We start from the raw sequence: 21,790 nt of genomic DNA, 5'->3' as shown, positions 1-21,790 counted from the left end.
ATTCATAAAAGAATATTTTGTAAGGAGTGAATGGTAACGTGAAAGGTTATGGTGAGATTACAAAACAAATAAGGATTAGCAAAGGGTATACGCAAAAACATGTGGCAGCTCATTTTTTAACACAGGGTGCGTATTCAAAGTTTGAGAATAACAATACGGACATCACCTTTGCCTCGATGCATGGGATAGTAAATCAACTAGGTATTACATTTGAGGAATTTTTTTATATTCAAAATGGCTATCAATATAGTAAACGGGATGATATAATCATCCAATTTTTTCGTTTACCCTATAACAATGAAATAGTACTTTATAGACTGAAGGAAAAATGTAGACTTTATTTAAAAGAAGCTAGGGAAGATCAACAGATTATTCATATTTCTACTATTTTAGATGGATTAATCATTCTAGCTAAAGCAGGTGATTTGGAGCAAGCGAGGGCTATTGTTGAACCAGTTTGGCAAGACTTATCTAAATATAACCAACTTTTTGTAGCGGATTTATATATGTTAAACGCCATTTTATTTTTATTCCCTTTACCAACAGTTCTTCAAATCAAACAATTTGCTTTACGGCATATTGCTTTGTATAAAAACTTTCGTCATGTTTCACGTTTGAAAATTAATATTTCGATGAATATTACTTTGCTATTAATACAAGATAAAAAATATTCAAAAGCACAAAAAGAAATTTCAAACGCGATATCTTTATGCAAAACAGAAAATGATTTCATTTTATTGGGTATTTGTTATGTCAGAAAGGGGATCTGTCTGAATCACCTCGGACAAGCAGGTGGAAAATGGATACGAAAGGGGAAAAATATTTTGATGGCGCTTGAACAATTCATGTTATTACAGTTAGTAGAACAGGAAATAAAGCAATACTAAACTAAGTACATCATTGCATTTCATTAGGACCACTTGCATAATAAGTCTTAAGAAAGACTGTCAATGTTTAAACTCTTGATTAAGATATGGCTATGGTAGTCATACTTAAATACAGCTGACTCATCGGAAAAAGAAAGGGTGGTACTTCTATGACGGAATGGCCCAAAGGCGTCGCTAAGCCAGCTATTCGAGCATTAAATGCTGCTGGCTATACACAATTGCAACAATTAAAAGAGGTCGACTTAGCGACATTAAAAAATCTACATGGAATAGGCCCCAAAGCACTCGCAGCAATAGAAGCGGCATTAAAAGAAAGTAGGTAATGGATTGAATAAACTCACATTATTTTTAATAGCCATGGTCGTCTATTATATCCTTGTTATTTTTATTGTAAGTAAGCTATTTATGTTTCCAATTATAAAAGGAATGATGCTCGTTTTCTTTATTGGGGCAGGCTTTATATACTCAAGAAGGATGCGCAAGAAGTTACAGTAGGTTTAATTCTTATAAAGAGGTTGAGGCAAGTACATAGGTATGTTTTGTATTCACAATTTCAATTCAATCAATAGGCTGGAAACGTAATTTATCCCATGTCTTAACATTGTAAGTGGCGTGTGAAAACAAGAAAACAGTCGATTGAGAAGGTAAAAGCCCTTTAATTGACTGTTTTTTTATTCGTTTCGTGTTTTCTAAGCTCACATGTTATAGGTTTAAAAAAATTTGTAGGGAAGTTATGTAGAGGGTAGTATTTATTTCAATTGCTCTAGACTTACGATGAATTTAGTTAGAGGTGGATAAAATGAAATATTTAATCGCTTTATATGTAATGATGATGCTTATTATTTTTGTAAATTTGTTTAGTGAATTTATGTTAGGTGGTCGTTATTCAGCCATGCTAGTTGGATTATTTGTATGTTGTTCTTTTTTGGAACGATCTTTTTTGCTAATGCTAGATACTATTTAAGTAAGATTGGTAAGTAAATAAATAGTACATAAAAAATGTGGTTGATACTGTAAATGTGTCGCAACTTTAAATGAAAACTTTTCGAAGGAAGGGATACGATTGATTTCAGTTTTAGTTGTGGATGATCATCCAATTGTTTTAAAAGGGTTAAAAACGTTGTCACTGGAGATAGAAGATCTTAATTTTGAAATTGAGAAGAATCCTCATAAGGTTCTTGATAGAATGCAAGAGGAAGAATTCCATGTATATTTAATTGATGCTTGTATTGCCACCAATAACAATCTAGAACTTACGACAGAAATTAAAGCACAGCAGGAACAAGCAATTATTATTTTATATACGACTGATGGTGTTTGTTCCTATTATCCCCTATTAGTGGAGAAAAAAGTGGAGGGCATTCTTGTAAAAACCGCTCCGATTGATCAAATCATCTCAACAATTCGTTTAAGCTTTCAAGAGAAGATTGTGATTCCAACCGATTTTTTAGATTATGTAAATGAGAAAATAAATGATCGATATGCTAATTTAAAGTTAACGCATCGAGAACTAAAATTGCTGCAGATGTTAATGAACGGCTACCCAAATAAGAAAATTGCAGCAATATGCAATGTTTCTGTACGTACGGTAGAACGCCATTTAACACAGCTTTTTAGCCTATTAGGTGTGTCTACACGGCTAGAAGCGGTTGAGATTGCAAAAGAGAAACAATTGCTTAATGAAATGAAAGATAATTGATGATAAAAAGTGTCGAGGGAAATCGGCACTTTTTTAGTTTTTTTAATTGGACGTCATCATTTGCCATTAGCATTTACTAGAAGCGAAAAAGCTCGAACTTAGGGTATTTAGAAGATTGTTAAAAAGGAAATTTAATCGTGACCGACAGAAATTTTGACGGTACCGACAAAAATATTGTCGGTTGAAATGTCGGTTATGGGCAAGATAAAATTAATTTAACAGCTTATCGAAAGGAGAAATTTGTATGCCCTAAGAAAAGAATTATGATTGCTGTCTATGCACTTCTGTTAACAATCGGCATTAGTAGCAAAATTGTATTTGGTAAAGAACAAAATGCTGTAAGTAGGGAGAGGATTGAGCATGAATATGCTGTAGCTAAAGTATTAGACGAAATGCCTGATATAGCCCATAAACTTCAAGAAACTACTAAAGAAAGTGGTTTAGCTTTAGTAGAAGAATCGTTGGATAAAAGAAAAGCAGAGTTTAGATTAAAAGTTCATAATGAAATGAGTCATTTGAAACATAACAATGCTTACTTGGAAAAAGCCGCTGTAGAGGAAACAGAAAGGTATATAGATGCGATACGAATTGCGAAAGCGATTTATGGTGTAAGTATCTCCCAAGATGAAGTCAATCAATATATTGCTACAAATGTTGCGGATATCGTATTGCCAGAAAAGGAACGCTACGCAAAGGCACTGGGGATATCTCTTTATAAATTAGATTATAGCTTTGATCGAGATTTTTATGTGATAGACACATTATGGGATAAGCTAATGCCTGTTTTAATGGCGCGTTTCCCTCAAGAAGATGGGGAAGATAGTAATTTATATCTGGACAGAATAAAAGACGAATTTTATAGCCACTCATTAACAAGATGACAACTATATGATAACAGCAGTATCAAAATATATTCGCTGAGCTAATAAGGAGGAGTTTTCATGAATAAGAAGAGAGCTTTATCAGTATTAGGAGTATCTGTAATGATGTTTTTGGGGGTAACAGGAGTAAGTGCATATAATGCTAAATTTAGTTTTGATATGAATACAGGTCTTTTCAATGGAAAAGTCTATACTTCTCCAGCGTACAAGTATACAAAAGACGAAGATCCATTTTTAAGAGTGGATTTTATTGAATCGAGTGTACGGACAAAATTTGGAGTTGTTAATTCCAATGGTGATGCCAGAAGCTCAACTTTGACAACTCGTAGTGCTACTTCTAGTTTATTGAATAATCTAGGAATGGCTCAAAATCATCAATATCGGATGGGCATACAAACAGATGATGGAAGTTGGTATAATCGGTACAATGTCAGGGGGGCCTGGAATCCTGATTCCTATTAGAATCTAACAAAAAGGTTTCCCTCCATATTTTCATGGAGGAAAACCTTTTTGCCTACTATTTTTAAATAGGTGGTGATGATTATGCTGAGGAGGGAATTAAGGCGTGCTGTCTTCAATAAAAGAATGGTTTTAGTTATTATAATTATGTTTATTTTATCCTGTTTTTCTGCTTATAGTTATCTATTAAGTTCACACTTTTTTATTGATAGGGATGCAAATGACTTAACACCTGAAAGCCTAAAACATCTTCTTGAAGTAGGGGGGAATACATTTCATATTTGGCTGAATGGTTTCCATTATACACAAATAGTATTTGTATTAGCCGCCATCTATCCTTACGCTGCCTCTTTTGTAGATGAGAAAAGAGGACATTTTCATTATTTTTCTGTTATCCGTATGGGGCATATAAAATATCGTTTTACTAAATTATTTGCCAATGGCGTTGCTGGTGGTTTGGCATTATTTATACCTAATGCTCTTTTTTTCTTAGGGACGAGTGCATTTTTCGAAAATAAAATTCTCTATCCATTTGAATTTCAACCAGACGGATTATTAGGAGATTTATTTGCTACGACTCCTTTGTTTTATATTCTGTTTGTTTTAGCCTTGCATTTTTCTTTAGGTTTTTCGATAGCTATTTTTGCTATGGGGATAACAAGTTTCTTTTCAAAAATTGTTTACGTTTATGCTATTTCTTTTGCCCTTTACTTAACATTTGATATTTTTATTTCCAATTTTAATGGACTAGAAAAATTCGCATTAACTAAAATTTATTACGTCATGTCAAGTATAGACTTACAAGGGAATGATGTAGTGATGATGCATCTATTTTTAATCTTCTTAGGAACAGTAGCATTTTATTTAAATAGACAATGGGAGTTAAAAAATGGTATCTAATTTCTTTAAAATCACTTGTAAAAGAATTTTAAAAAGTAGAAAGTTTCTATGTATTTTAATTTATTTACTCATTCTTCCCCTCATAGTCTTGCTGATGAATGACTGGTCAGTTGATAGTAACAATTGGAATGGTCTATTTTTTATCTTTGGCAATAGGTATCTCTATTTTTTATTCATTATGCCTGTGTTTCTTATTTTTCTATATGATCTTGCAAATGAAGGAAACCTACGTTATTGTGCGGGGAGGTTACTTACAAAAGCTACGATAATAAAAGTTCAAATTAAAACAATGATTTTATATGGCTTCTTTCTAACTATCTATGTTTTTGTCGTTGTTATTATAGAAGCTATTTTAATTCTTGGGGGAACATTTGCATGGAGCAACGAAACCGCATTCGGACTTGATCCTTATACGTTTTTTCCTTTGGAATTGTCACCGATGCTTATAAGTAGCTTTTTTGCGATAAAGTTTTTTATGGCAATTATTTTTCTAGGGAGTTTTTATTTGTATTGGCAAAGTATAACGAAAAGGCAATCCAGTAGGTTAGGCGTGAGCATCATGTTTTTTCTCCTGCTTTTTAATGCTATTGTAAATTTTCATCACATCCCTTTTTTGAATATTTTAGATTTAAGTTTTGTAAATATCTATTATTTGAACCCGCAAGATAATTCAATTTTGTTCCAGCTGTTCAGGTCACAGGCTCCGCTAAGTCTTTTAAGTATTGGACTTCTTTTTCTTGCGTTGCGTCTATCTAAGGGGGTGAATTTATAACGTTGTTTTTCCATTTGTTGTCGATTATACGATACAATATTCGTTTTATCTCTAAACGAGTATTCCTTTTCTTAGGCTGGATAACAGCAACCTTGATTTTCCATACTTTATATAACCAGGGGTATACTAACTATTCGGCGATAGATGTTTATTTAGTATGTATAGGGATGATACAAATGGAGAAGCTACATGTTATACAAATCCTCATTCTATTGCTTCCCTACTTTGGAATTGCCATGATAGTAGATGTATACATAGCGCATATGATGGGGAAGCAATCTATTTTTAGTATGCTAAGAATAGAAAAGCGATACCTATTTATTATTTCGCATGTTGTATCCCTCGCTTTTGTACTATGGTTGGTGTTATTTGTCTATCAAATCATATTATGGATTAGTTCGTTTACGCTGTATGACCATTCAATGCCAATTACTGAATCACTGTTCTCAGGTATAGAAATCCCCCAAGAGAACATGTTTCTAAAGCTAATACTTCCTGCATTTGTTGGACAATTTATCGGTACTTTTTGTGTTGCATGTGTGCAACTTGCGGTATCAATTAAATTTAACCGACTAAATAGTGGGTTTATTTTTGTAGTTATCCTCTATTTTTTACAATTAGTTTTCCCAATAATAATAGGACAGCATACATTTGTTGCAAATATACTAGTAGATTACGTAACTTACATACGCTTTCTGATAACACAGTTACTGGTAATAGGAGGAAGCGTGATCTATCTCTCCATTTCTAGCCAAAAAAATATGTTAATTTTTTCGGAAAGGGGTTAAATGATGCAACAGTTTATTGTAGAAGTAAAAAATATCTCAAAAACTTTTAAAAAGCAGTGCATTTTTCATGCTGTATCTTTTTCATTGGAAAAGGGTAAGGCGTATGGTTTTATCGGTCATAATGGTTGCGGTAAATCTATTTTATTTAAAATACTGAGTGGTTTTCTTTCCCCTGATAGTGGTGAAATAAAAGTATTTGGACAAACGCTCGGAAAAGAAATAGACTTTCCTAAAAATACAGGCATCATGATAGAAACGCCTCATTTTCTTGATGACTATTCTGGTTTTAATAATTTACGCTATTTAGCTGCAATACAAAATAAAATAAATGATGCAACGATTAAGTCTACACTTGAAAAGGTAGGGCTAAATCCTGAAAGTAGACAACCTGTAAAAAAGTACTCTTTAGGTATGAAACAAAAATTAGGGATTGCTCAGGCTATTATGGAGGATCCTGATTTATTAATCCTTGACGAGCCATTTAACGGATTAGATAAAACGAGTGTGCGAGAGATTCGTACATTATTACTTGAACTGAAGAACAAAGGTGTGACGATTCTTCTAACGAGCCATATGTCAAAAGATATTGAATTGATATGCGATGAGGTACTTGAATTCAATAATAAAAAATTAGAAAAAATGAATGTTACAAAATTTAGCAATAGAGATGAGGATGTACTTCCGCTATAGAACGACAACCGACAAAAATATTGTCGGTTGAAATGTCGGTTATGGGCAAGTTACTCTAGCAGTAACAGAATCAATGCAAGCAAAACAGAAAGGGGGCAATCAATAATGAAAAACATTCTTTCCTTAATTTTAGTGCTTTGTGGCGTCATCATTGCTTTGACTTTAATGGGTTTTATTCATGTACCGTTATTTTACCCGTATGCGGGAATAATAATTTGTTCGACGATATTATTACGAATTATGATTAATACAAATATTCGTTCAGTTCAGTAAAACGTCTTTGTCTTAACTGTTCAAGCTAGTAATCGAGAACATTGAGAGCAAACGATACAGAGGTGAATGATAATTTGAATACACTTAGTCAAGTTCCGCTTTTAAAATTATTGGATTTAAAGATCGATTTTGCTTTTAAGCAACTTTTCGGTAGTGAACGAAATAAGCAATTAACAATCGCATTGTTAAATGCTATTTTACAACGTACTGGCAGAGTACCTATAAATGAAGTGACTTTTATTACTCAAGAAGTCAGTGGCGAATATAAAGAGGATAAACAATGCCGTTTAGATATTGTTGTCAAAACACAATATGGAGAGTTCATAAATATCGAAATCCAATTAGCCAATAAAAAAGACATGTTTAAACGTACTTTATTTTATTGGTCAAGATTGTACAACCTTCAGTTACAAAAGGGAAAGGGATACCATACATTGAACCCGACCATTACAATTAATATTTGTGATTTTACTTTTTTTCCAAATGCAGCCCATTATCATAGCACCTATCATTTATATGACGATATTTCTTTACAACGTATACAAGATAATGTGTTAGAAATTCATTTTATTGAAATGGATAAGTTTTTGAAGACATGGGCAAAGGAACAACATCCTTCTAATAAATTAGACAGGTGGTTACTGTTGCTAGGTATGGTAGATGACAGTAAAAAGATAGTTCGTCAAGATATATACAATGCATTGGAGGACATCGCAATGACAGATGAAAACATACGTAAAGCGTTTCAAGCATGGCAAGAAATTAGTCAAGATCCCGAAACCATTCTTGCTTATCAATCAAGGGTCAAATATATGCTAGATGAAGCTGCTAATATCGAAGATGCAAAATATCATGCAGAACAGGAAGGCATGGAAAAAGGCATAGAAAAAGGCATGAAAAAAGGAATGAAACAAGGTATAGAAGGCATTGCAAGAAAGATGATTAGAAAAGGTAACAGCAATGAAGAGATAATCGAGTTAACAAACTTATCACTTGAAGAAGTTCAATCTTTACGCCAAGAGATTTAATAAGAGAAAAAGCATTCTGGGAACATAGCCGTTCCTTGAATGCTTTTTCTTTTATAGTGGATCTGGAATTATCAATGATTGTTGATCTAGCGTGCTATGTCCACTAAACGCCCATTTTTCTACGCGTATTACTTGCTTTTTTAGTTTGCTGACTTTTCATTTTTTTTGTAGAAGTATCGCCATTCATTTTCCCTTTAGTCGCAGCATTTTTGTTCTTTTTATTTTCTAGTTGTTGTTTTACTGCTTCTTGCAGACTCATTTTCTTTTTTGGTGCTTCTGTCTGATTATTTTCTGTCATAGGAGATTCCCCTTTTTGAATAAGATTGTTAATAGTTAGTTCCAGTATAATCTATTTTCCGTAATTTGTGAAACCCAGTACAAAAAACGGAAAATTTGTTGGGGGAGCGTTAAGTACTGCTTCTTTCTATTTCTATAATAAAAACAAACCTTTGTTATTTTCAAATAAATGTTTATAAAATGCATATTTTTGCTTTATTTTTCTCATTCTAATATATACAAGCACATTGAAAGGATGTGGGAATATTTTGTACAGTAGAAAACAATTTATATGGGCATATTGTATTTCTAGTTTTACTTCGATTATTGGCACAATAGGCATTTTTCTAATATTAAATTATTATCAATATACAGCTGACTTTGGATTATTTTATAAACTGTTACTTGCATTTATTAGTGGAGGTCTTATTGCTTTTGCATTAGGGCTGATATTAATGAATTTATATTTTGAAAGTATCTTCTCCCACAATAAAAAGAAAATGAATGATGTAATATAAATTGTAAAAGTCGTTTGGTCCAAAATTTTAGGATGCAATCGACTTTTTTATGGTTGATTATCGTATAAAATGAGATTATTTGCTGTTAAATGGATATTTAAGAATGAAAAATATCCCAGTACCTATTACTGCTAAAAGAAAAGATGCTAGTAAATCCAGTAAACTTAAATCATCCATTTCCTTCACTAACTTTACGAAAAAAACAAGAAAGAAAAAGCCTGATGCGATTATTACTTTATCTTTTTTTGACGTATTCCTAATTGGAAACACCTCCTGATTGTTTGAAGAAGAGGCATGCAATAGCAATGTATTTAAACTATCATCATAGTAAGGGCAGTACTAGTCAAATCCAAAAGGAAATCTTATATCTAATAGTGTAACTATGCATGTTAAGAAAAGAGCCCATACCATAGTCGTGAATAACCTTCTTGTATAGGAGGATTTTGGTGTTTCTTTGTAAGGCGAACCTGTTACAAATAAAGATACGAAAATAATTAGCGTAAAATACAAAAAATAAGCGAGTGATTGATAATACCACATAATACTTCACCAACTTTCCTTGAAGTATGAAATAGTTGATAACTTAAATTGTACTTTTTGCACAAGAAGCTGGCATAACAATCTTTCCTCAATAGATACCTAGCATTATCGGGTAGTAATTGAGTGAGTTAATCAAATCCAAAAGGAAATCTTATATCTAAAAGAGTAACAATACATGTCATGATAAGAGCCACTACCATAGAGGCTAGTAACCTTCTTGTATAAGAAGACTTCGGGGTCTCTTTGTATGGAGAACCCCTTACAAATGAAGGTATAAATATTATTAAAGTAAAATATAAAAAATAAGCGAGTGATTGATAATACCACATAATACTTCACCAACTTTCCTTGAAGTACGAAATGGTTGATAACTTGAATTGTACTTTTTGCACGAGAATGTTACTAATTAAAATTCTTACATGCCAAATACCTAGTTTCATAGTAGAAGGGTCAATTCGTAAATGAGGATTTGCCTGAACTTTAGTTGCGCCTTTTTCGAATCGTAAAAGGTTGTCCATTATATAGTACGTTTCTTCAGGACTAATCCATTCAATTGTGATAATATGCGCTGTTGTTTGCGCCATTTTATTGAAATGCAATGTGATTGACAATGAAATAACAACATCATTTACAAATATTGTAGGTGTAATATTGACACCATCTATTTTTTGATTGTTTATAGTAACACTTGCTGTCATATTAACTTGTTGTGTTTTTTGCTTTTCTGTATAAACAGAATAAATCATTTGCCCATCTTGGTGAATTATTGGATTGCTCGGATCTAAAAAGTAGTTATCCTTTGTTTGAAAGTAATATAATGTATTGTTAGGAAAGTTTTCAATCTTTACTTCCCAATATTCTTTTACTTCATTATAAAAGCATTGTTGAGTCAATAACTCATCATGTATTTTGTAGAAAATATCCAAATGTTTTATATTTTCAGAAAAATTAAGTTTGAAAGAAGCGATTATTTCCACCATCCTCTTTCTTGCCCTAAACGATAGCCAAAGTTTACGCCAAGTGTTACGCCTAAGCCAATACCAGTTGTTTTTACTGCTGTTGAAACAACAGTCTTGGCAACATTTTTAACGGGTAAGTGAACATTAGCAACATTTTTTATGTGTGCATTTGCTTTGTTTTGGTTGGCTGTTTCTCTAGCAATACTTGCACCCTGCAATCCACCACCCACCGCACTAGCGATAGTTGTAACGGGCCAAATCTGATCTTTAGCCGTTTTTTTAGCAGCATTTACAATACTTGATCCCCAACTCGACATAAGTCGTCCTCCTTTGTCGTTTTTTTACGGAAATTTTATCATTGAGAATCATTCTCGGTCAATGGTTTTATGGGGAAATTTTATTATTTTTTTGCTAATAGTTGATAAGGAAAAAGGGGCGCTAAAATCAGTAGTTAGGCACTGTGTTATTATAAGAAAAAGCTAGTGCGCAAAGGTGATTGTGCAGCTAGCTTTTTGCTTTATGTTGAAGTAATAGCCCGCGAATAATGCCGGCGATAAAGATAACGAATAACAAAGCAAGAAATCCATATGCATGCCATTGTTGTAAAATACGATGATGTCCCATTGCCACTGTTAAATCATTAAAAAGTGAATATGTAAAATATAGCAAAATACTGTTTTTAATAAGACAAAAAGTAATCATACCATTTTGTCGCTCCAGATGAGAAAGGAATGGCTTGTGTTTTCGTACTACTGGATAAGCAGCCTTTATTTCTAAGTAGTGTAAAAGTAAAAAAAGCATTAACGCTACAAAGGGTAAATAGAAAATGGCGATTTTAGGGCCAAACTGTGCATGGTCAGTCGTAAAGCTTTGTAAAACAGGAATGGATGAGGGGAGCTTACGATATTGAATTAACGTTGCAGTAATGCTAGCAGTAAAAATGGTTGCTACAACAATCGTTAGTTGTTTACAAAGCCGCGGCATGGGTGTTTTTTGTTGTGCATGCATGAAGATCACCTCAATATGTTCATCTTTCAAAATAGGATTCTGTTATACTGTAACATAAGATTAACATCATTTGGATGTAGAAAGAAGGATTAGATGGAATACGTTTTATTTTTAGTGATCGGTATTGCAGGAAATCTAATTGGTACATTAGTCGGCGGTGGGGGTTTAATCACATTGCCAACGATGATGCTGATGGGCGTGCCGGTTCACTCAGCGATTGGGGCAAATAAAGTTTCCAATATGGTCAGTGCTTTTTCTAGCTTTTATACGATTTATAGAAGAAAGGAATTGTCATGGGCGGAAATGCGTTCCGTTTTGCTTGTATCTTTAATTGGGGGAACATTAGGTGGGCTTTTTGCTTCCTTTCTGAATGGTCAGACGTTAACACTAATTGCTATTATTTTATTAGGCTTTGCACTAATCATGTCCTTTATCGGTGGGGCTGATTTTGGTGAAGTGGACAGTTTTAAAATGAATCGAAAAACAGGTCCCATTTTGCTTGGGGTAGGATTTTATGATGGGTTATTTGGTCCGGGTAGTAGTACGTTAGCGTTATATACTTATGCCCATGAAAAAATTTCCTATATAAAAGCAGTAGGTTTGTCTCGTGTAGGCGTTTTTGCCATGTGTGCTGGGGCAGCTATTACGTATATTGCAACGGGAAAAATTGAATGGCCGCTAACAATTGTCTTAATGATAGGTTCCATTATTGGTGCACAAATAGGCATTATCCTAGCTACTAAGGTAAAAGCGAATCAAGTAAAAATTCTGTTACGCGTTGTCACAATTGTGTTGATTTTGCAACTTTGTTATGATTTCTTCCACCAGTTATAAGGAGGGTTTCCATGTTTGACATATCACCATTTCCAGCTTTTTCTTGGTCACTTTCACGCCATAAAACGTTAACGAGCTGCGCCAGAAAATATGGATATGAATATTATTTTGCTCATAATGGCTGGTTGAGCTATCAAGTTGAGCCCTTTCATCAGCATGTGTATCGCTTAAAAAAGTTGCAAGCGATGCCTATTTTATTTGGACAAATTGTTCACCGGCTCATCGAACAAACCATTATTGATTATTTGCAAACGGGGGCAGTGCCGTCAGTTGCGGAGCTTGTTAATCGTGCTCGTGGTCAACTAAATGCCGCCTTTATTGATTCAACCCGTCATGGAGACTTGTGGCGACATCAGCCTAATAAGTATTACATGATGCAGGAAATTTACTATGATGGTCAACTAAATGCTGAATTGATAACAGACTATAAAAGTAGGTTGGAAGCAGTATTTACAAACTTTCTACTAAGTGAGACGTTTATGCAAATAACTGCGCAAACAGGTTCATTACGGATTGGTGAACCCGAACAGTTTCGCTCAATGAAAATTGAGGATACACAGGTTTTTGTGGTGATGGACTTTCATTATTACGATGATATGGCCGATAAATGGATTATTATCGATTGGAAGACCGGAGGAAAATCCGATGATGATCGTCAGCAGTTAGCGCTCTATGCCTATTACGTCCAACAAAAATACGGGGTAACGTTAGAGAAAATTGAGGTATACAATGAATATTTACTAACGGGGCAGCGAAAACAATATACATTTACATCATTTGATATGGACACTATTTTACATACATTTCGACGTAGTGTACTGGAAATGAAAAAGTTTCAAGCAGATATTCTGACAAACGAGCCAGTGGATATTGAAGACTTTCAGCAAACGACGGATGAATGGCGCTGTAAGGGCTGTAATTTTAAAGAATTATGTTATACCAAATGAGTGGAATATGGAGCGAGTGACCGCAAGAGACCAATTAATTTAAATAGTCGCACGCATCATTTTTATATATGAGTGAGCTAGTTGCTCCTGGATAATCTTAAAGTTTATATTTCGGCTGCCATGGTATAGTAACTGTAGATTGTTGTGTTTTATCTAGTATAACCAAATGTTAATAAGGGTAAAGGGGAATTATTTATGGCTTTATTAAAAGATTATGGTGGTCAACCTAGCTGTGAAGTTGAAATAAATTTAAAATTAGTTAATGATGAGAGTGTAAAATTCTACATTCATTTCCGCTCCGGACCTGCTTTTCCAGAGGTACATACAGAAATCGCTTGCTTAAAAAGAGATTTCTTAAGGTTATTAGATGATTTAAAACAAATTGATATTATGCACCTAAGTATGCTAGAGCCTCACGATCCAGGTTTGTGTATTTATCACATTCCTCTATTTGGTAATTATTATTATCCTGGACATGGTTTTCTTCAAGTACCCGAACATGAAAGGGATGAGTGGGAGCCTTATTATAGATTAATTTTTGTATTAGATGCAGGGGAGAAGAATAGTCATAGAGCATCAGAAAGTGGTCCTTCACTATGTCTAAAAGTAAAAATGGAACAAATTAACGAATTTGTAGACAGTTTAATAGCTGAGGTAAATAGTTTTTGAGTTTATAAAGAAATCACTGGTGCAGTATAAATTAGTGCAACACAGAACGTTAATCAAGCCCTTAAAACACAAGTTGAGTACTTATTATTAAGTCATCAAAATAAATAACTAGAGGCTGGGACAAAAGAGAAAAAGTGTTAGATTGATGGCAGTCAATCTAACACTTTTTTGCTGCGTCGTTGTTGTCTGCTTCGGTGGTGCTTTCTGCTCCATATAGCAAAAATTTATGAACACTTTTCCTCTGTTCCTTAAATTTTTTTAGTTATGTCTCAGCCTCAATCTTTTTTTCAAATATAATGAGTTGATTTTTTCTGATTATTTAAATAACGTTCTCTAGTGTATTGTGTGTAGTCTCTAGTAAGTTTTGAAAGTGATGTAGGGTCAACATTAGATTGCATAACCTCAAATAATTGCGGGTCGTATGAAATGATTTTATCTTTATATGAAGCTATTTTTATAATTTTCAGCAATCCTATATCACCCAAACGATTATAATGTTCACTTGTAATAAGGATTTCTTGCTCACGGTGCAAGTTTACCCATCTTCTTATGCGGAATTTATTCATATGGATATTATTGTTTAATTTCATGAGTTTGTTTATCCTCCTTCTCTGTTCCTATTGTAGGAAATAAAGAGTGGAAAGTATATAAAAAACAGACAACTAATTAGTTAGCGGTTCCATGCTGCATAATAGTTTGTTCAATTATTTCCTCAAGCGTATAACCAACTTTCAGTAATTCTTGGGTTGTTTGTTCTAGTTTGTTCATTTTGAAACCTCATTTTAATTTTTCTTAATTCCGATATTAATATATTTAAATTTGTTAGAAATATCAAAAACACTGAATTTATAGGGGCGTGAGTAACGCTAATAGAACAGAACACTCCGAGAGAATGAATGGTCTTTCGTTATAAAATAAGTGACTAAAAAGCGACCAAAAACGATTTACAGTAACAGTTAGCGATTAATAATGATAATGCTATAATTGAAAACCGTTGTTACATAAAGGTTTTGATTTACTCAGAACCTGTATGAGAGCTTAAATTAAGTTTCAAGCAGATATTCTGACAAACGAGCCAGTGGATATTGAAGACTTTCAGCAAACGACGGATGAATGGCGCTGTAAGGGCTGTAATTTTAAAGAATTATGTTATACCAAATGAGTGGAATTACGCAGTGAATGACGGCAAAAGTGGCTAATTAATAATCATGGCTAGCTTTAGTATGCCTTGTGAAGTTTTGGTTATGAATTGACATTTACGACATATAAATAGGATTGCTACGTCTTGCAAAAGTTAACGTAACAATCCTAGTATCAATATTTCCATGGGGGATGTTTAGTAATTGGCGTTCAAGAAAAGTTGTTTAACAATCGTGTTCCTAACATCTTGTAGTTATCATTAGATACAGTCTAAATTATTTAAAATATCAGTCACTTTTGACTGCATGGTCTCATTCTCTATGACAGCGTGAATTAATGGTCGTTTTCCAATAAGTTCTATAATCATTTGATGCTTATTTTGTTGAGCGAAATGGACGATGTCACCAAATGGAGATTGATTATAATAAATATCCACATCATAGTATTTTCTTAATTCCCGAGCAATCACAAATAGTTTTGGATGGAATTCTACGTTGGTATTAGCTAACAATATTTTGGAAGGTAGCTCGATATTTTTATCAATATAATCTAAGCTTTTCAAAACGGATAACAGTCTTTCTAAACCAAAGGCTAAGCCAACGCCTGCTTCATTTGCATTGCCAACAGCTGAAACTAACTGATTGTATCGCCCACCGCCTAAAATTGCTCCGATTTCAGTATCGATTGCAACGCCCTCTAATATATAACCTGTATAATAATCTGCTCCTCTTGCTAATGTTAAATCTATTTTTATATTGGATTGAACATTTTTTGGCAAATAAGACATGATAAATTTCAAATCGGCTGCCGCCTTTGCTGCGGAAGGGCAGTTATCAAAGAACTTTTCAATTTGATTGATTTGATTTTGTAAATCATCAAATTGCGTTAAAAGGTTAGCAAAACTCTCAATTTCCATTAGGGTTTGATTTGCGATATTTAAAGGAATATTATTTTCTAATAGTTTGTTTTTAACACCTTGTAATCCATCTTTAGACACTTTATCAGCATAGTCTAAAGCTCTTTGTAATCCGAGGTGCTCTTCTTTGCTCTGCAAACCGACTTTCAGTGCTAAAGCTTGTATAAGTAGTCGGTGGTTTATTTTTAAAACAAAGTTTTTTATGCCTAATATAGTTAGTAATTCATGTGCCATTACTGTAATGTCGATTTCAGCTAATAAACTGTCTGCGCCAATTATATCAGCATCGCATTGGGTAAATTCTCTAAAATGACTTTTTCCAGGCTCGTCATCTCTAAAAGAGGGACCAATTTGATACCTTTTATAAGGTCTTGGTAAATCTGGATACATACTTGCTACTCTAGCCAGTGGAACGGTTAAATCATAGCGAGCAATTAAATCCTTGTCGTTTTTATCTTTTATATGAAAAAATAACTTTTCTCCTTCTCCGTGGTGTCCGTTAAATGTCTCTAAGTATTCTAAAATAGGTGTTTTATGTGGATTAAAACCATAGTTTTCATATACTTCTTTAATAATATTGATGATGTGTTCTCGATATCTCATATCAAGCCCTAAAACATCTTCGGTTCCTTCAGGAATGGATAGTTTCTGTTCACTTAGATTTAAAACCATGTTAGAATCTTCCTTTCGATGAGTAATTGAATTGAACTAAATTTTGTTTTGAAAATATATTAAAAAAGTTAATCCGATTAAGATAAATAAGCCTCCTAATAATTGAAGCGGTTGCATAACTTCCTGCAAAAATAGTAAGCCAAAAATAGAAGTAAATATCGGTTCGACCATACTTATCATAGAAACATTTGTTGAATTAAGAATCTGTAGAGATTTAAATAACGTTATTTCGCCAATAATAGTTGAAATAACAACAATGCAGAATACGTAAATCCATGCATTTGAAGTAAAATTCCAATGTAGTTCATTTCTAATTAGGCCAATTAAAATTACACCTAGTGCAGCAAATAAGGTAACATACGTACTTGTTACGACTGGGGAGTTATTATCAGTGACTTTTTTTCCAAGGATCATATAAAGTGCGTAGACAATAGCTGCTAGTAACGCTAAAGCTACACCTTTCATATTTATACCTTGAAAAGAAACCCCTAATAAAAAAATCATGCTAATAAAGGTGAATAATAAAGCGATGATTGATTGTATCTTTAACTTTTCTTTGTAGATAAAAAAAGAAAAAATTGATACAAATATAGGAAATGAAAATAATAATAAGACGGCCATCGATGATGTTAGATATTTTAATGATTCAAAATGCAAGACTGAAAGCAGTGTAAATAACACACCACCTAATAGAAAAAGTAACTTGAAATCCTTTTTGCCTATTTTAAACGTTGTTTTTTTCCATATTAGAAATATAAAAAATAATAAAGAGCTTATTGAAAATCTTAAAACGAGTAATGTATAAACGGACATACCAAAGCTATATGCTTTTATTGCGAAAATAGGCATTATGCCAAAGCATAAAGCTGAAATAATTGCATAAATAGTGCCCTTTTTTAAATCTCTCACACGAACCTTCCTTCACGAATTTATGGAAAGATGAAAAATAATAGCAATGTAAATTTTTGTTAATCGCTAGAATCTGTATATTTCATAAGTTTGCTGCAACAGCAATAGATATACCCTCGAGTTAATTTAATCCTATCATTACAAATTCCGACATTACAATGGTGGGATTCCGAAATTTTTGCTTTCGGAGACCGTCAAAATTTGTGCGGACACCGTAAACATTTATGAAAAAGTGATGGAGGGACGATAAAATTTAACGATTAGAAACGCTGGTATAGAGGCGCTTTTGATATACATTGGAGAAATTGTTAAGCTTCTTGCTAACTGTTTTACAAACATTTAATAGACAGGGTGAAATTGATAGAATATGGCAAATTAATGGCGCTGATGAGGATTCATTTGGAACGGTTGGAGTAGGTGAGTATATGATGTTTGTAGACAAAGAACGGAAAGGATTAACCTTCTTCTGAAAAAGGTCATGAGATTTTAGCGGAGAGTAGGGAAAATACACACAGCGTTAGCCGCAACCAAACCGCTTACAAGCAGAGGGTTGCGGCTAACGCTATGATGAATGAGAAGCGTCCGCACGTAGCGGAAATCAACTGCAGTAGTTAAATTCTACGAGTGGGTGTACGCGCTAAAATAGCTATTACCGTCAAGTTATTTGTGTAAAACAAAAAAACCAATAATCGCAATAAAATTGAACAATACATTTACAAGCATATAGACAGGCCGTTGTTCTTTATATGTAACAACCATCGAAATGATAGCTGATACAACCGCTAAAGGAATAGTGACAAAAAAGATACCCCACAAGTAATAGCCATCTATGTATACCATAGCAGTCAGAACAGCAGTAATAATGGTCCATATCATGGTGTTTTTTGACATAATCTCTCCCCCTTATGCTTAAAAATACAAAAAAATCATAGCATAACAAGGCGATTATCGTAAACTAAGAAGCTAAGGTGATAGTGGCTACTAATGGAAAATCGGTGGGTTGAAGGATCCCACCGATAAAGTTTCCAGCTATTTAGTTTAATGCCATGAATTCGTTTAATTCTTCAACTGTTAATGGTTCTGTTTGACCAATCTCCGTATGCACATCAAAGACAGCCGAGTTTCGAATTGTTCCAGTTATTTCACCGGAAGTATTTTTTAGGACACTGGCTGCATTAAGGAACCAAAAGTAATGATCTTGTACTTTCTTTGGGAAATTTGCGCCAAACATGCCGTTGACAAAAATAGGTGCACGGAAATGCATCGTCTCTTTTTTCAATGTACCAACAATTACAATTTTCTTCTTACTTCTTGGGGGTACTGTCACCTCAATTTTTGCTGTGGCTGTTTTAGATTCTGTTTCACTCTTTGATTCTCCTGTAGTCGTACTAAAAGAGAACTCCATGCCTGATTCAAAAATTCCTTCAATCGTAAATTTGGAGGAAAAATTTAACCCAGTTGTACTTTCAGAAGACCATGTTTGTTGACTTTGCCAGCTACCTTGAACTTCTAAAGTCATCGTAGCTGCTTCATCTCCATGATTTACTGCAATATTGCTCCCAACAATGATTGACTTAGGTGGTGCCCCATCTCCTTTTGTATAAGAAAAATCACCAAGTGTTTTGAAACATGGGTGACCATATTGTTCAGTGATTGCAGGCTTAACCCCCTTAAAATACGTTTCACTATTGACGGCGATTCCATCAGGGTTGACTTTGAATTTTTCCTTGAATGCTTCTCTGACTTTGTCATAACTTGAATTCACTGCTGGTAAATCTGCAAACGAAAATTTTTCTCGAATTAGTTGAGTTGTCATGTATCTTCCTCCTAGTATATACGTACTTTGTGCGAGTTACCTCGATGATAAATTGAGTGCTTCCGACCAAGAAACCTCCTTTACTACTTTATTTATTGATACTTAGTATTTAATAAGTACCTCTTTATCACTGTAAAACAATAAATGGAAATGCAATACTGATAAATGTTAATATTTAGGTTATTAACATTTAGATTAATTTTTTCATGTCTCTACAGAAATGAGATAGTTAGCCAACAGTAAAAAGGCTTTTTGAATTTTTAGGATATTTAATATAATAGATAACAAACATACTAGGAGGAGAAATTATTGAATATTGCACAAATTAAACATGCACTATTTAAAAAAGCTACTATCTTTCAAACAGGAGGATACCGACCAACAGAGGAATTAGGTGAAAGTTGGATTGGCAAAGTCGTATGGGAAAAAGAAGGAGAAACTATTCCATCTAATTTCGACCCTATTTGTACAATGTTTTTATATAATTTACCTTATGTACCAAAGGAATTAACAAGTTATCAACTATTAACCCTATATATGGACTTCGATGTATTCAATAATCTAGATAGAGATGATTTAGTTTCATTTTTTAAGATCAATTGTTATACGGAACTGGATGAATTACAAAAGGTAAATAAACAATCTAAGAAAATAAAGCCTTTTCCTTTAACCCCTGTATTCATTAATAATGATGCCCCTGCTTGGGAAGATTCGGATAGTATTACCCCAGCAATTGAAAATGAAATTTTACGGCTTGAATTTGAGGAGGACATTGAATATTACGATGACATTGTTGAAAAAATATATGCCACGCATAAAATTGGCGGGTATCCTTCTTTTACTCAAAGTGGCGTTTCTTTCGGGGAAGAATACCCATTTATATTTCAAATAAGTTCTGATGAAAAGGCTCGCTTCAATATTATAGATAGTGGTAGTTTTTATTTTTTCTACAATCCAGAAAAAGGGGATTGGATTGTGTACTGTGATTTTTATTAATGTTCGAGTGTAGTGTGTCAAGAGTCCCTAAGATTGAAAAGATGATGGACATCCTTCGATATTAGAATTTTGCTAAATATGCCAGTTGACCATTTAACAGGAGGTTGTGAGTTATAATCCGCAATGGAGAATTCATCTACCTGGGAGCTTACAGTGGTGAATGGGTGAGGACGAAGACTATAACTATGCTTTTATAGTAAAACAAAGTGTAACTATAGAAAAAGGGAACAACTTGTCCTTTGTTAAAAAATGAGCTAGGACAATCATTTCCAAGCTCATTTTTCCGGTGCTGTTTAAATTCATTGTACGTTGAAGATTTATTCAATATTTGAAATAAAGGATTGGCCTTATAACTATATCAGCATAGCCATTATCTTCCGGTGTACTCTGTGTATTATAAATATCTCGTTGTTTGTATCCTCAAATTAATAATTAGCAATTTCGATTAAATTGTTGTCAGGATCACGAATATAGACTGAAGTAATGGGGCCAAGAGCTCCTGTTCTATTAATTGGTCCTTCTTCTATTCGAATAGCAAATTGATGTAAATGTTTTATGACAGCGGGTAAAGGTACATCCGTAATGAAACATAAATCAGCACTGCCTGATGTAGGTATAATGGCTTTAGGTTCGAATTCTTTACCTACTTCATGTAAGTTTATTTTTTGTTGGCCAAAGCGAAGTGCCTTTCTTCCTTCTCCGAATGACACGATTTCCATTCCTAATATTTGTTGATAAAAAGTACATGTTTCTTCAATATTTTTTACAGTTAAAACTAAATGATCTAGCTGTGTAATTTTCATTTGCAAGCTCCTTTTTTGTCTATTTCGCTTATATTGTAAATGAAGAGAAGGGAGACTAAAACCATTCTTTTTAAAACAACAGGGGCTATTAGCTGAACATATGCCCAATGAATAATGTAAAAGAGATGATTCCTGCAAAAATCAGGGTTAATGTGATTAGTATAAAGCTTAAAAATAATGACTGTATATTTTTGACATCTTTCAAACCAATCAGCGCTAGAAAAAAACAAGTGATTGTCATAAGCAATACAGCGCTTAAAGGGTGAAAATGAAAATAAGTTATAAAAAAATTTAAATATGTGGCAGATGAACTGATGATAAAAAATAAAAGGAGGGTGCAAATGAATAGTACCATGGATGCTAGATTTGAATTTACTTCCATACAGTACCTCCTATCTATAGAATGCAAA

At 33.5% G+C, this 21,790-nt stretch carries 29 protein-coding genes; 18 read left to right on the top strand and 11 right to left on the bottom strand.

Annotation, left to right across the window (positions count from 1 at the left end; all coding sequences use genetic code 11):
• The first annotated feature begins 38 nt into the window (after nucleotides 1-38).
• From FC748_RS07695 to FC748_RS07650, 12 genes are all read left to right on the top strand, one after another.
• Complete coding sequence (locus tag FC748_RS07695; RefSeq protein ID WP_025219361.1) at nucleotides 39-887, top strand: helix-turn-helix domain-containing protein; 849 nt, start codon at nucleotides 39-41, stop codon at nucleotides 885-887.
• A 149-nt stretch (nucleotides 888-1,036) separates the two neighbouring features.
• Nucleotides 1,037-1,210: a helix-hairpin-helix domain-containing protein gene (locus FC748_RS22040; protein ID WP_167331265.1), complete on the top strand. Its 174-nt coding sequence runs from the start codon at nucleotides 1,037-1,039 to the stop codon at nucleotides 1,208-1,210.
• Between the two features lie 4 nt (nucleotides 1,211-1,214).
• Nucleotides 1,215-1,382 carry a hypothetical protein gene (locus FC748_RS22035; protein ID WP_167331266.1) on the top strand — a complete coding sequence of 56 codons (168 nt, stop codon included), beginning with the start codon at nucleotides 1,215-1,217 and terminating at the stop codon, nucleotides 1,380-1,382.
• Nucleotides 1,383-1,950: 568 nt separating this feature from the next.
• Nucleotides 1,951-2,586, top strand: a complete 636-nt coding sequence (locus tag FC748_RS07685) for a response regulator transcription factor (protein ID WP_024363680.1) — start codon at nucleotides 1,951-1,953, stop codon at nucleotides 2,584-2,586.
• A gap of 263 nt (nucleotides 2,587-2,849) precedes the next feature.
• Complete coding sequence (locus FC748_RS07680) at nucleotides 2,850-3,467, top strand: hypothetical protein (protein ID WP_108030923.1); 618 nt, start codon at nucleotides 2,850-2,852, stop codon at nucleotides 3,465-3,467.
• A gap of 60 nt (nucleotides 3,468-3,527) precedes the next feature.
• On the top strand, nucleotides 3,528-3,929 hold the full coding sequence (locus FC748_RS07675) for a hypothetical protein (RefSeq protein WP_024361922.1): 402 nt from the start codon (nucleotides 3,528-3,530) through the stop codon (nucleotides 3,927-3,929).
• Nucleotides 3,930-4,010: 81 nt separating this feature from the next.
• Nucleotides 4,011-4,826 carry a hypothetical protein gene (locus FC748_RS07670; protein ID WP_137034859.1) on the top strand — a complete coding sequence of 272 codons (816 nt, stop codon included), beginning with the start codon at nucleotides 4,011-4,013 and terminating at the stop codon, nucleotides 4,824-4,826.
• Nucleotides 4,816-5,598: a hypothetical protein gene (locus tag FC748_RS07665; RefSeq protein WP_108030922.1), complete on the top strand. Its 783-nt coding sequence runs from the start codon at nucleotides 4,816-4,818 to the stop codon at nucleotides 5,596-5,598. Before FC748_RS07670 ends, FC748_RS07665 begins: the two co-directional genes overlap by 11 nt.
• A gap of 176 nt (nucleotides 5,599-5,774) precedes the next feature.
• A complete protein-coding gene (locus FC748_RS07660; protein WP_137102293.1) occupies nucleotides 5,775-6,386 on the top strand; it encodes a hypothetical protein in 612 nt (203 codons plus the stop codon).
• 3 nt (nucleotides 6,387-6,389) lie between these two features.
• Nucleotides 6,390-7,076: an ABC transporter ATP-binding protein gene (locus FC748_RS07655; RefSeq protein ID WP_024361918.1), complete on the top strand. Its 687-nt coding sequence runs from the start codon at nucleotides 6,390-6,392 to the stop codon at nucleotides 7,074-7,076.
• A 105-nt stretch (nucleotides 7,077-7,181) separates the two neighbouring features.
• The gene (locus tag FC748_RS22030; protein ID WP_158497877.1) at nucleotides 7,182-7,349 is read left to right on the top strand and encodes a hypothetical protein; all 168 of its coding nucleotides are present in this window, start codon (nucleotides 7,182-7,184) and stop codon (nucleotides 7,347-7,349) included.
• A 74-nt stretch (nucleotides 7,350-7,423) separates the two neighbouring features.
• Nucleotides 7,424-8,377, top strand: a complete 954-nt coding sequence (locus FC748_RS07650) for an Rpn family recombination-promoting nuclease/putative transposase (protein ID WP_167492652.1) — start codon at nucleotides 7,424-7,426, stop codon at nucleotides 8,375-8,377.
• Nucleotides 8,378-8,480: 103 nt separating this feature from the next.
• Here the strand turns inward: FC748_RS07650 and FC748_RS07645 are convergent, their stop codons facing one another.
• A complete protein-coding gene (locus tag FC748_RS07645; RefSeq protein ID WP_024361916.1) occupies nucleotides 8,481-8,675 on the bottom strand; it encodes a hypothetical protein in 195 nt (64 codons plus the stop codon).
• A 247-nt stretch (nucleotides 8,676-8,922) separates the two neighbouring features.
• Here FC748_RS07645 and FC748_RS07640 point away from each other — a divergent pair, with 247 nt between their 5' ends.
• Nucleotides 8,923-9,171, top strand: coding sequence for a hypothetical protein (locus FC748_RS07640; RefSeq protein WP_024361915.1), 249 nt, complete (start codon nucleotides 8,923-8,925; stop codon nucleotides 9,169-9,171).
• A gap of 875 nt (nucleotides 9,172-10,046) precedes the next feature.
• On the opposite strand, the gene FC748_RS07635 is transcribed toward FC748_RS07640, so the two are convergent.
• The 3 genes from FC748_RS07635 to FC748_RS07625 all read right to left on the bottom strand — a co-directional run bounded on the left by FC748_RS07635 (nucleotide 10,047) and on the right by FC748_RS07625 (nucleotide 11,678).
• Complete coding sequence (locus FC748_RS07635; protein ID WP_108030919.1) at nucleotides 10,047-10,691, bottom strand: hypothetical protein; 645 nt, start codon at nucleotides 10,689-10,691, stop codon at nucleotides 10,047-10,049.
• On the bottom strand, nucleotides 10,679-10,987 hold the full coding sequence (locus FC748_RS07630; protein WP_025219371.1) for a hypothetical protein: 309 nt from the start codon (nucleotides 10,985-10,987) through the stop codon (nucleotides 10,679-10,681). The genes FC748_RS07635 and FC748_RS07630 overlap by 13 nt, the downstream gene beginning before the upstream one ends.
• 187 nt (nucleotides 10,988-11,174) lie before the next feature.
• Nucleotides 11,175-11,678, bottom strand: a complete 504-nt coding sequence (locus FC748_RS07625; RefSeq protein ID WP_108030918.1) for a hypothetical protein — start codon at nucleotides 11,676-11,678, stop codon at nucleotides 11,175-11,177.
• Nucleotides 11,679-11,771: 93 nt separating this feature from the next.
• On the opposite strand from FC748_RS07625, the gene FC748_RS07620 reads away from it, so the two are divergent.
• The 3 genes from FC748_RS07620 (at nucleotide 11,772) to FC748_RS07610 (ending at nucleotide 14,128) form a co-directional block, all read left to right on the top strand.
• Nucleotides 11,772-12,512, top strand: coding sequence for a sulfite exporter TauE/SafE family protein (locus FC748_RS07620; RefSeq protein ID WP_108030917.1), 741 nt, complete (start codon nucleotides 11,772-11,774; stop codon nucleotides 12,510-12,512).
• An 11-nt stretch (nucleotides 12,513-12,523) separates the two neighbouring features.
• Nucleotides 12,524-13,459, top strand: a complete 936-nt coding sequence (locus FC748_RS07615) for a PD-(D/E)XK nuclease family protein (protein WP_108030916.1) — start codon at nucleotides 12,524-12,526, stop codon at nucleotides 13,457-13,459.
• A 195-nt stretch (nucleotides 13,460-13,654) separates the two neighbouring features.
• A complete protein-coding gene (locus FC748_RS07610) occupies nucleotides 13,655-14,128 on the top strand; it encodes a hypothetical protein (RefSeq protein ID WP_108030915.1) in 474 nt (157 codons plus the stop codon).
• A gap of 287 nt (nucleotides 14,129-14,415) precedes the next feature.
• Here the strand turns inward: FC748_RS07610 and FC748_RS07605 are convergent, their stop codons facing one another.
• The 3 genes from FC748_RS07605 to FC748_RS07595 form a co-directional block, all read right to left on the bottom strand.
• Nucleotides 14,416-14,718: a hypothetical protein gene (locus FC748_RS07605; protein WP_024361909.1), complete on the bottom strand. Its 303-nt coding sequence runs from the start codon at nucleotides 14,716-14,718 to the stop codon at nucleotides 14,416-14,418.
• Between the two features lie 809 nt (nucleotides 14,719-15,527).
• A complete protein-coding gene (locus tag FC748_RS07600; protein ID WP_108030914.1) occupies nucleotides 15,528-16,856 on the bottom strand; it encodes a histidine--tRNA ligase in 1,329 nt (442 codons plus the stop codon).
• Between the two features lie 36 nt (nucleotides 16,857-16,892).
• Complete coding sequence (locus FC748_RS07595) at nucleotides 16,893-17,765, bottom strand: DMT family transporter (protein ID WP_024361907.1); 873 nt, start codon at nucleotides 17,763-17,765, stop codon at nucleotides 16,893-16,895.
• A 296-nt stretch (nucleotides 17,766-18,061) separates the two neighbouring features.
• Between FC748_RS07595 and FC748_RS22025 the strand changes: the two genes are divergently transcribed.
• Entirely contained in the window at nucleotides 18,062-18,235 is a 174-nt protein-coding gene (locus FC748_RS22025) for a hypothetical protein (protein ID WP_158694861.1), read from the top strand.
• Nucleotides 18,236-18,425: 190 nt separating this feature from the next.
• Here FC748_RS22025 and FC748_RS07590 read toward each other — a convergent pair whose 3' ends face one another.
• Nucleotides 18,426-18,656 carry a hypothetical protein gene (locus tag FC748_RS07590; RefSeq protein ID WP_025219376.1) on the bottom strand — a complete coding sequence of 77 codons (231 nt, stop codon included), beginning with the start codon at nucleotides 18,654-18,656 and terminating at the stop codon, nucleotides 18,426-18,428.
• 142 nt (nucleotides 18,657-18,798) lie between these two features.
• Nucleotides 18,799-19,581 carry a hypothetical protein gene (locus FC748_RS07585; RefSeq protein ID WP_024361905.1) on the bottom strand — a complete coding sequence of 261 codons (783 nt, stop codon included), beginning with the start codon at nucleotides 19,579-19,581 and terminating at the stop codon, nucleotides 18,799-18,801.
• A 309-nt stretch (nucleotides 19,582-19,890) separates the two neighbouring features.
• Between FC748_RS07585 and FC748_RS07580 the strand changes: the two genes are divergently transcribed.
• Nucleotides 19,891-20,577: a DUF1963 domain-containing protein gene (locus tag FC748_RS07580; protein ID WP_025219378.1), complete on the top strand. Its 687-nt coding sequence runs from the start codon at nucleotides 19,891-19,893 to the stop codon at nucleotides 20,575-20,577.
• Nucleotides 20,578-21,002: 425 nt separating this feature from the next.
• Here the strand turns inward: FC748_RS07580 and FC748_RS07575 are convergent, their stop codons facing one another.
• Together FC748_RS07575 and FC748_RS07570 are read right to left on the bottom strand one after the other, a co-directional pair.
• A complete protein-coding gene (locus FC748_RS07575) occupies nucleotides 21,003-21,380 on the bottom strand; it encodes a VOC family protein (protein ID WP_108030913.1) in 378 nt (125 codons plus the stop codon).
• An 88-nt stretch (nucleotides 21,381-21,468) separates the two neighbouring features.
• A complete protein-coding gene (locus FC748_RS07570) occupies nucleotides 21,469-21,762 on the bottom strand; it encodes a hypothetical protein (RefSeq protein WP_024361902.1) in 294 nt (97 codons plus the stop codon).
• Nucleotides 21,763-21,790 lie beyond the last annotated feature (28 nt).

It is taken from the genome of Lysinibacillus sphaericus, assembly GCF_005217585.1.
GTDB classification, from domain to species: domain Bacteria; phylum Bacillota; class Bacilli; order Bacillales_A; family Planococcaceae; genus Lysinibacillus; species Lysinibacillus sphaericus.
Note: the sequence above shows the minus strand (reverse complement) of the source record. Positions and strands in the feature narration are given on the sequence as shown.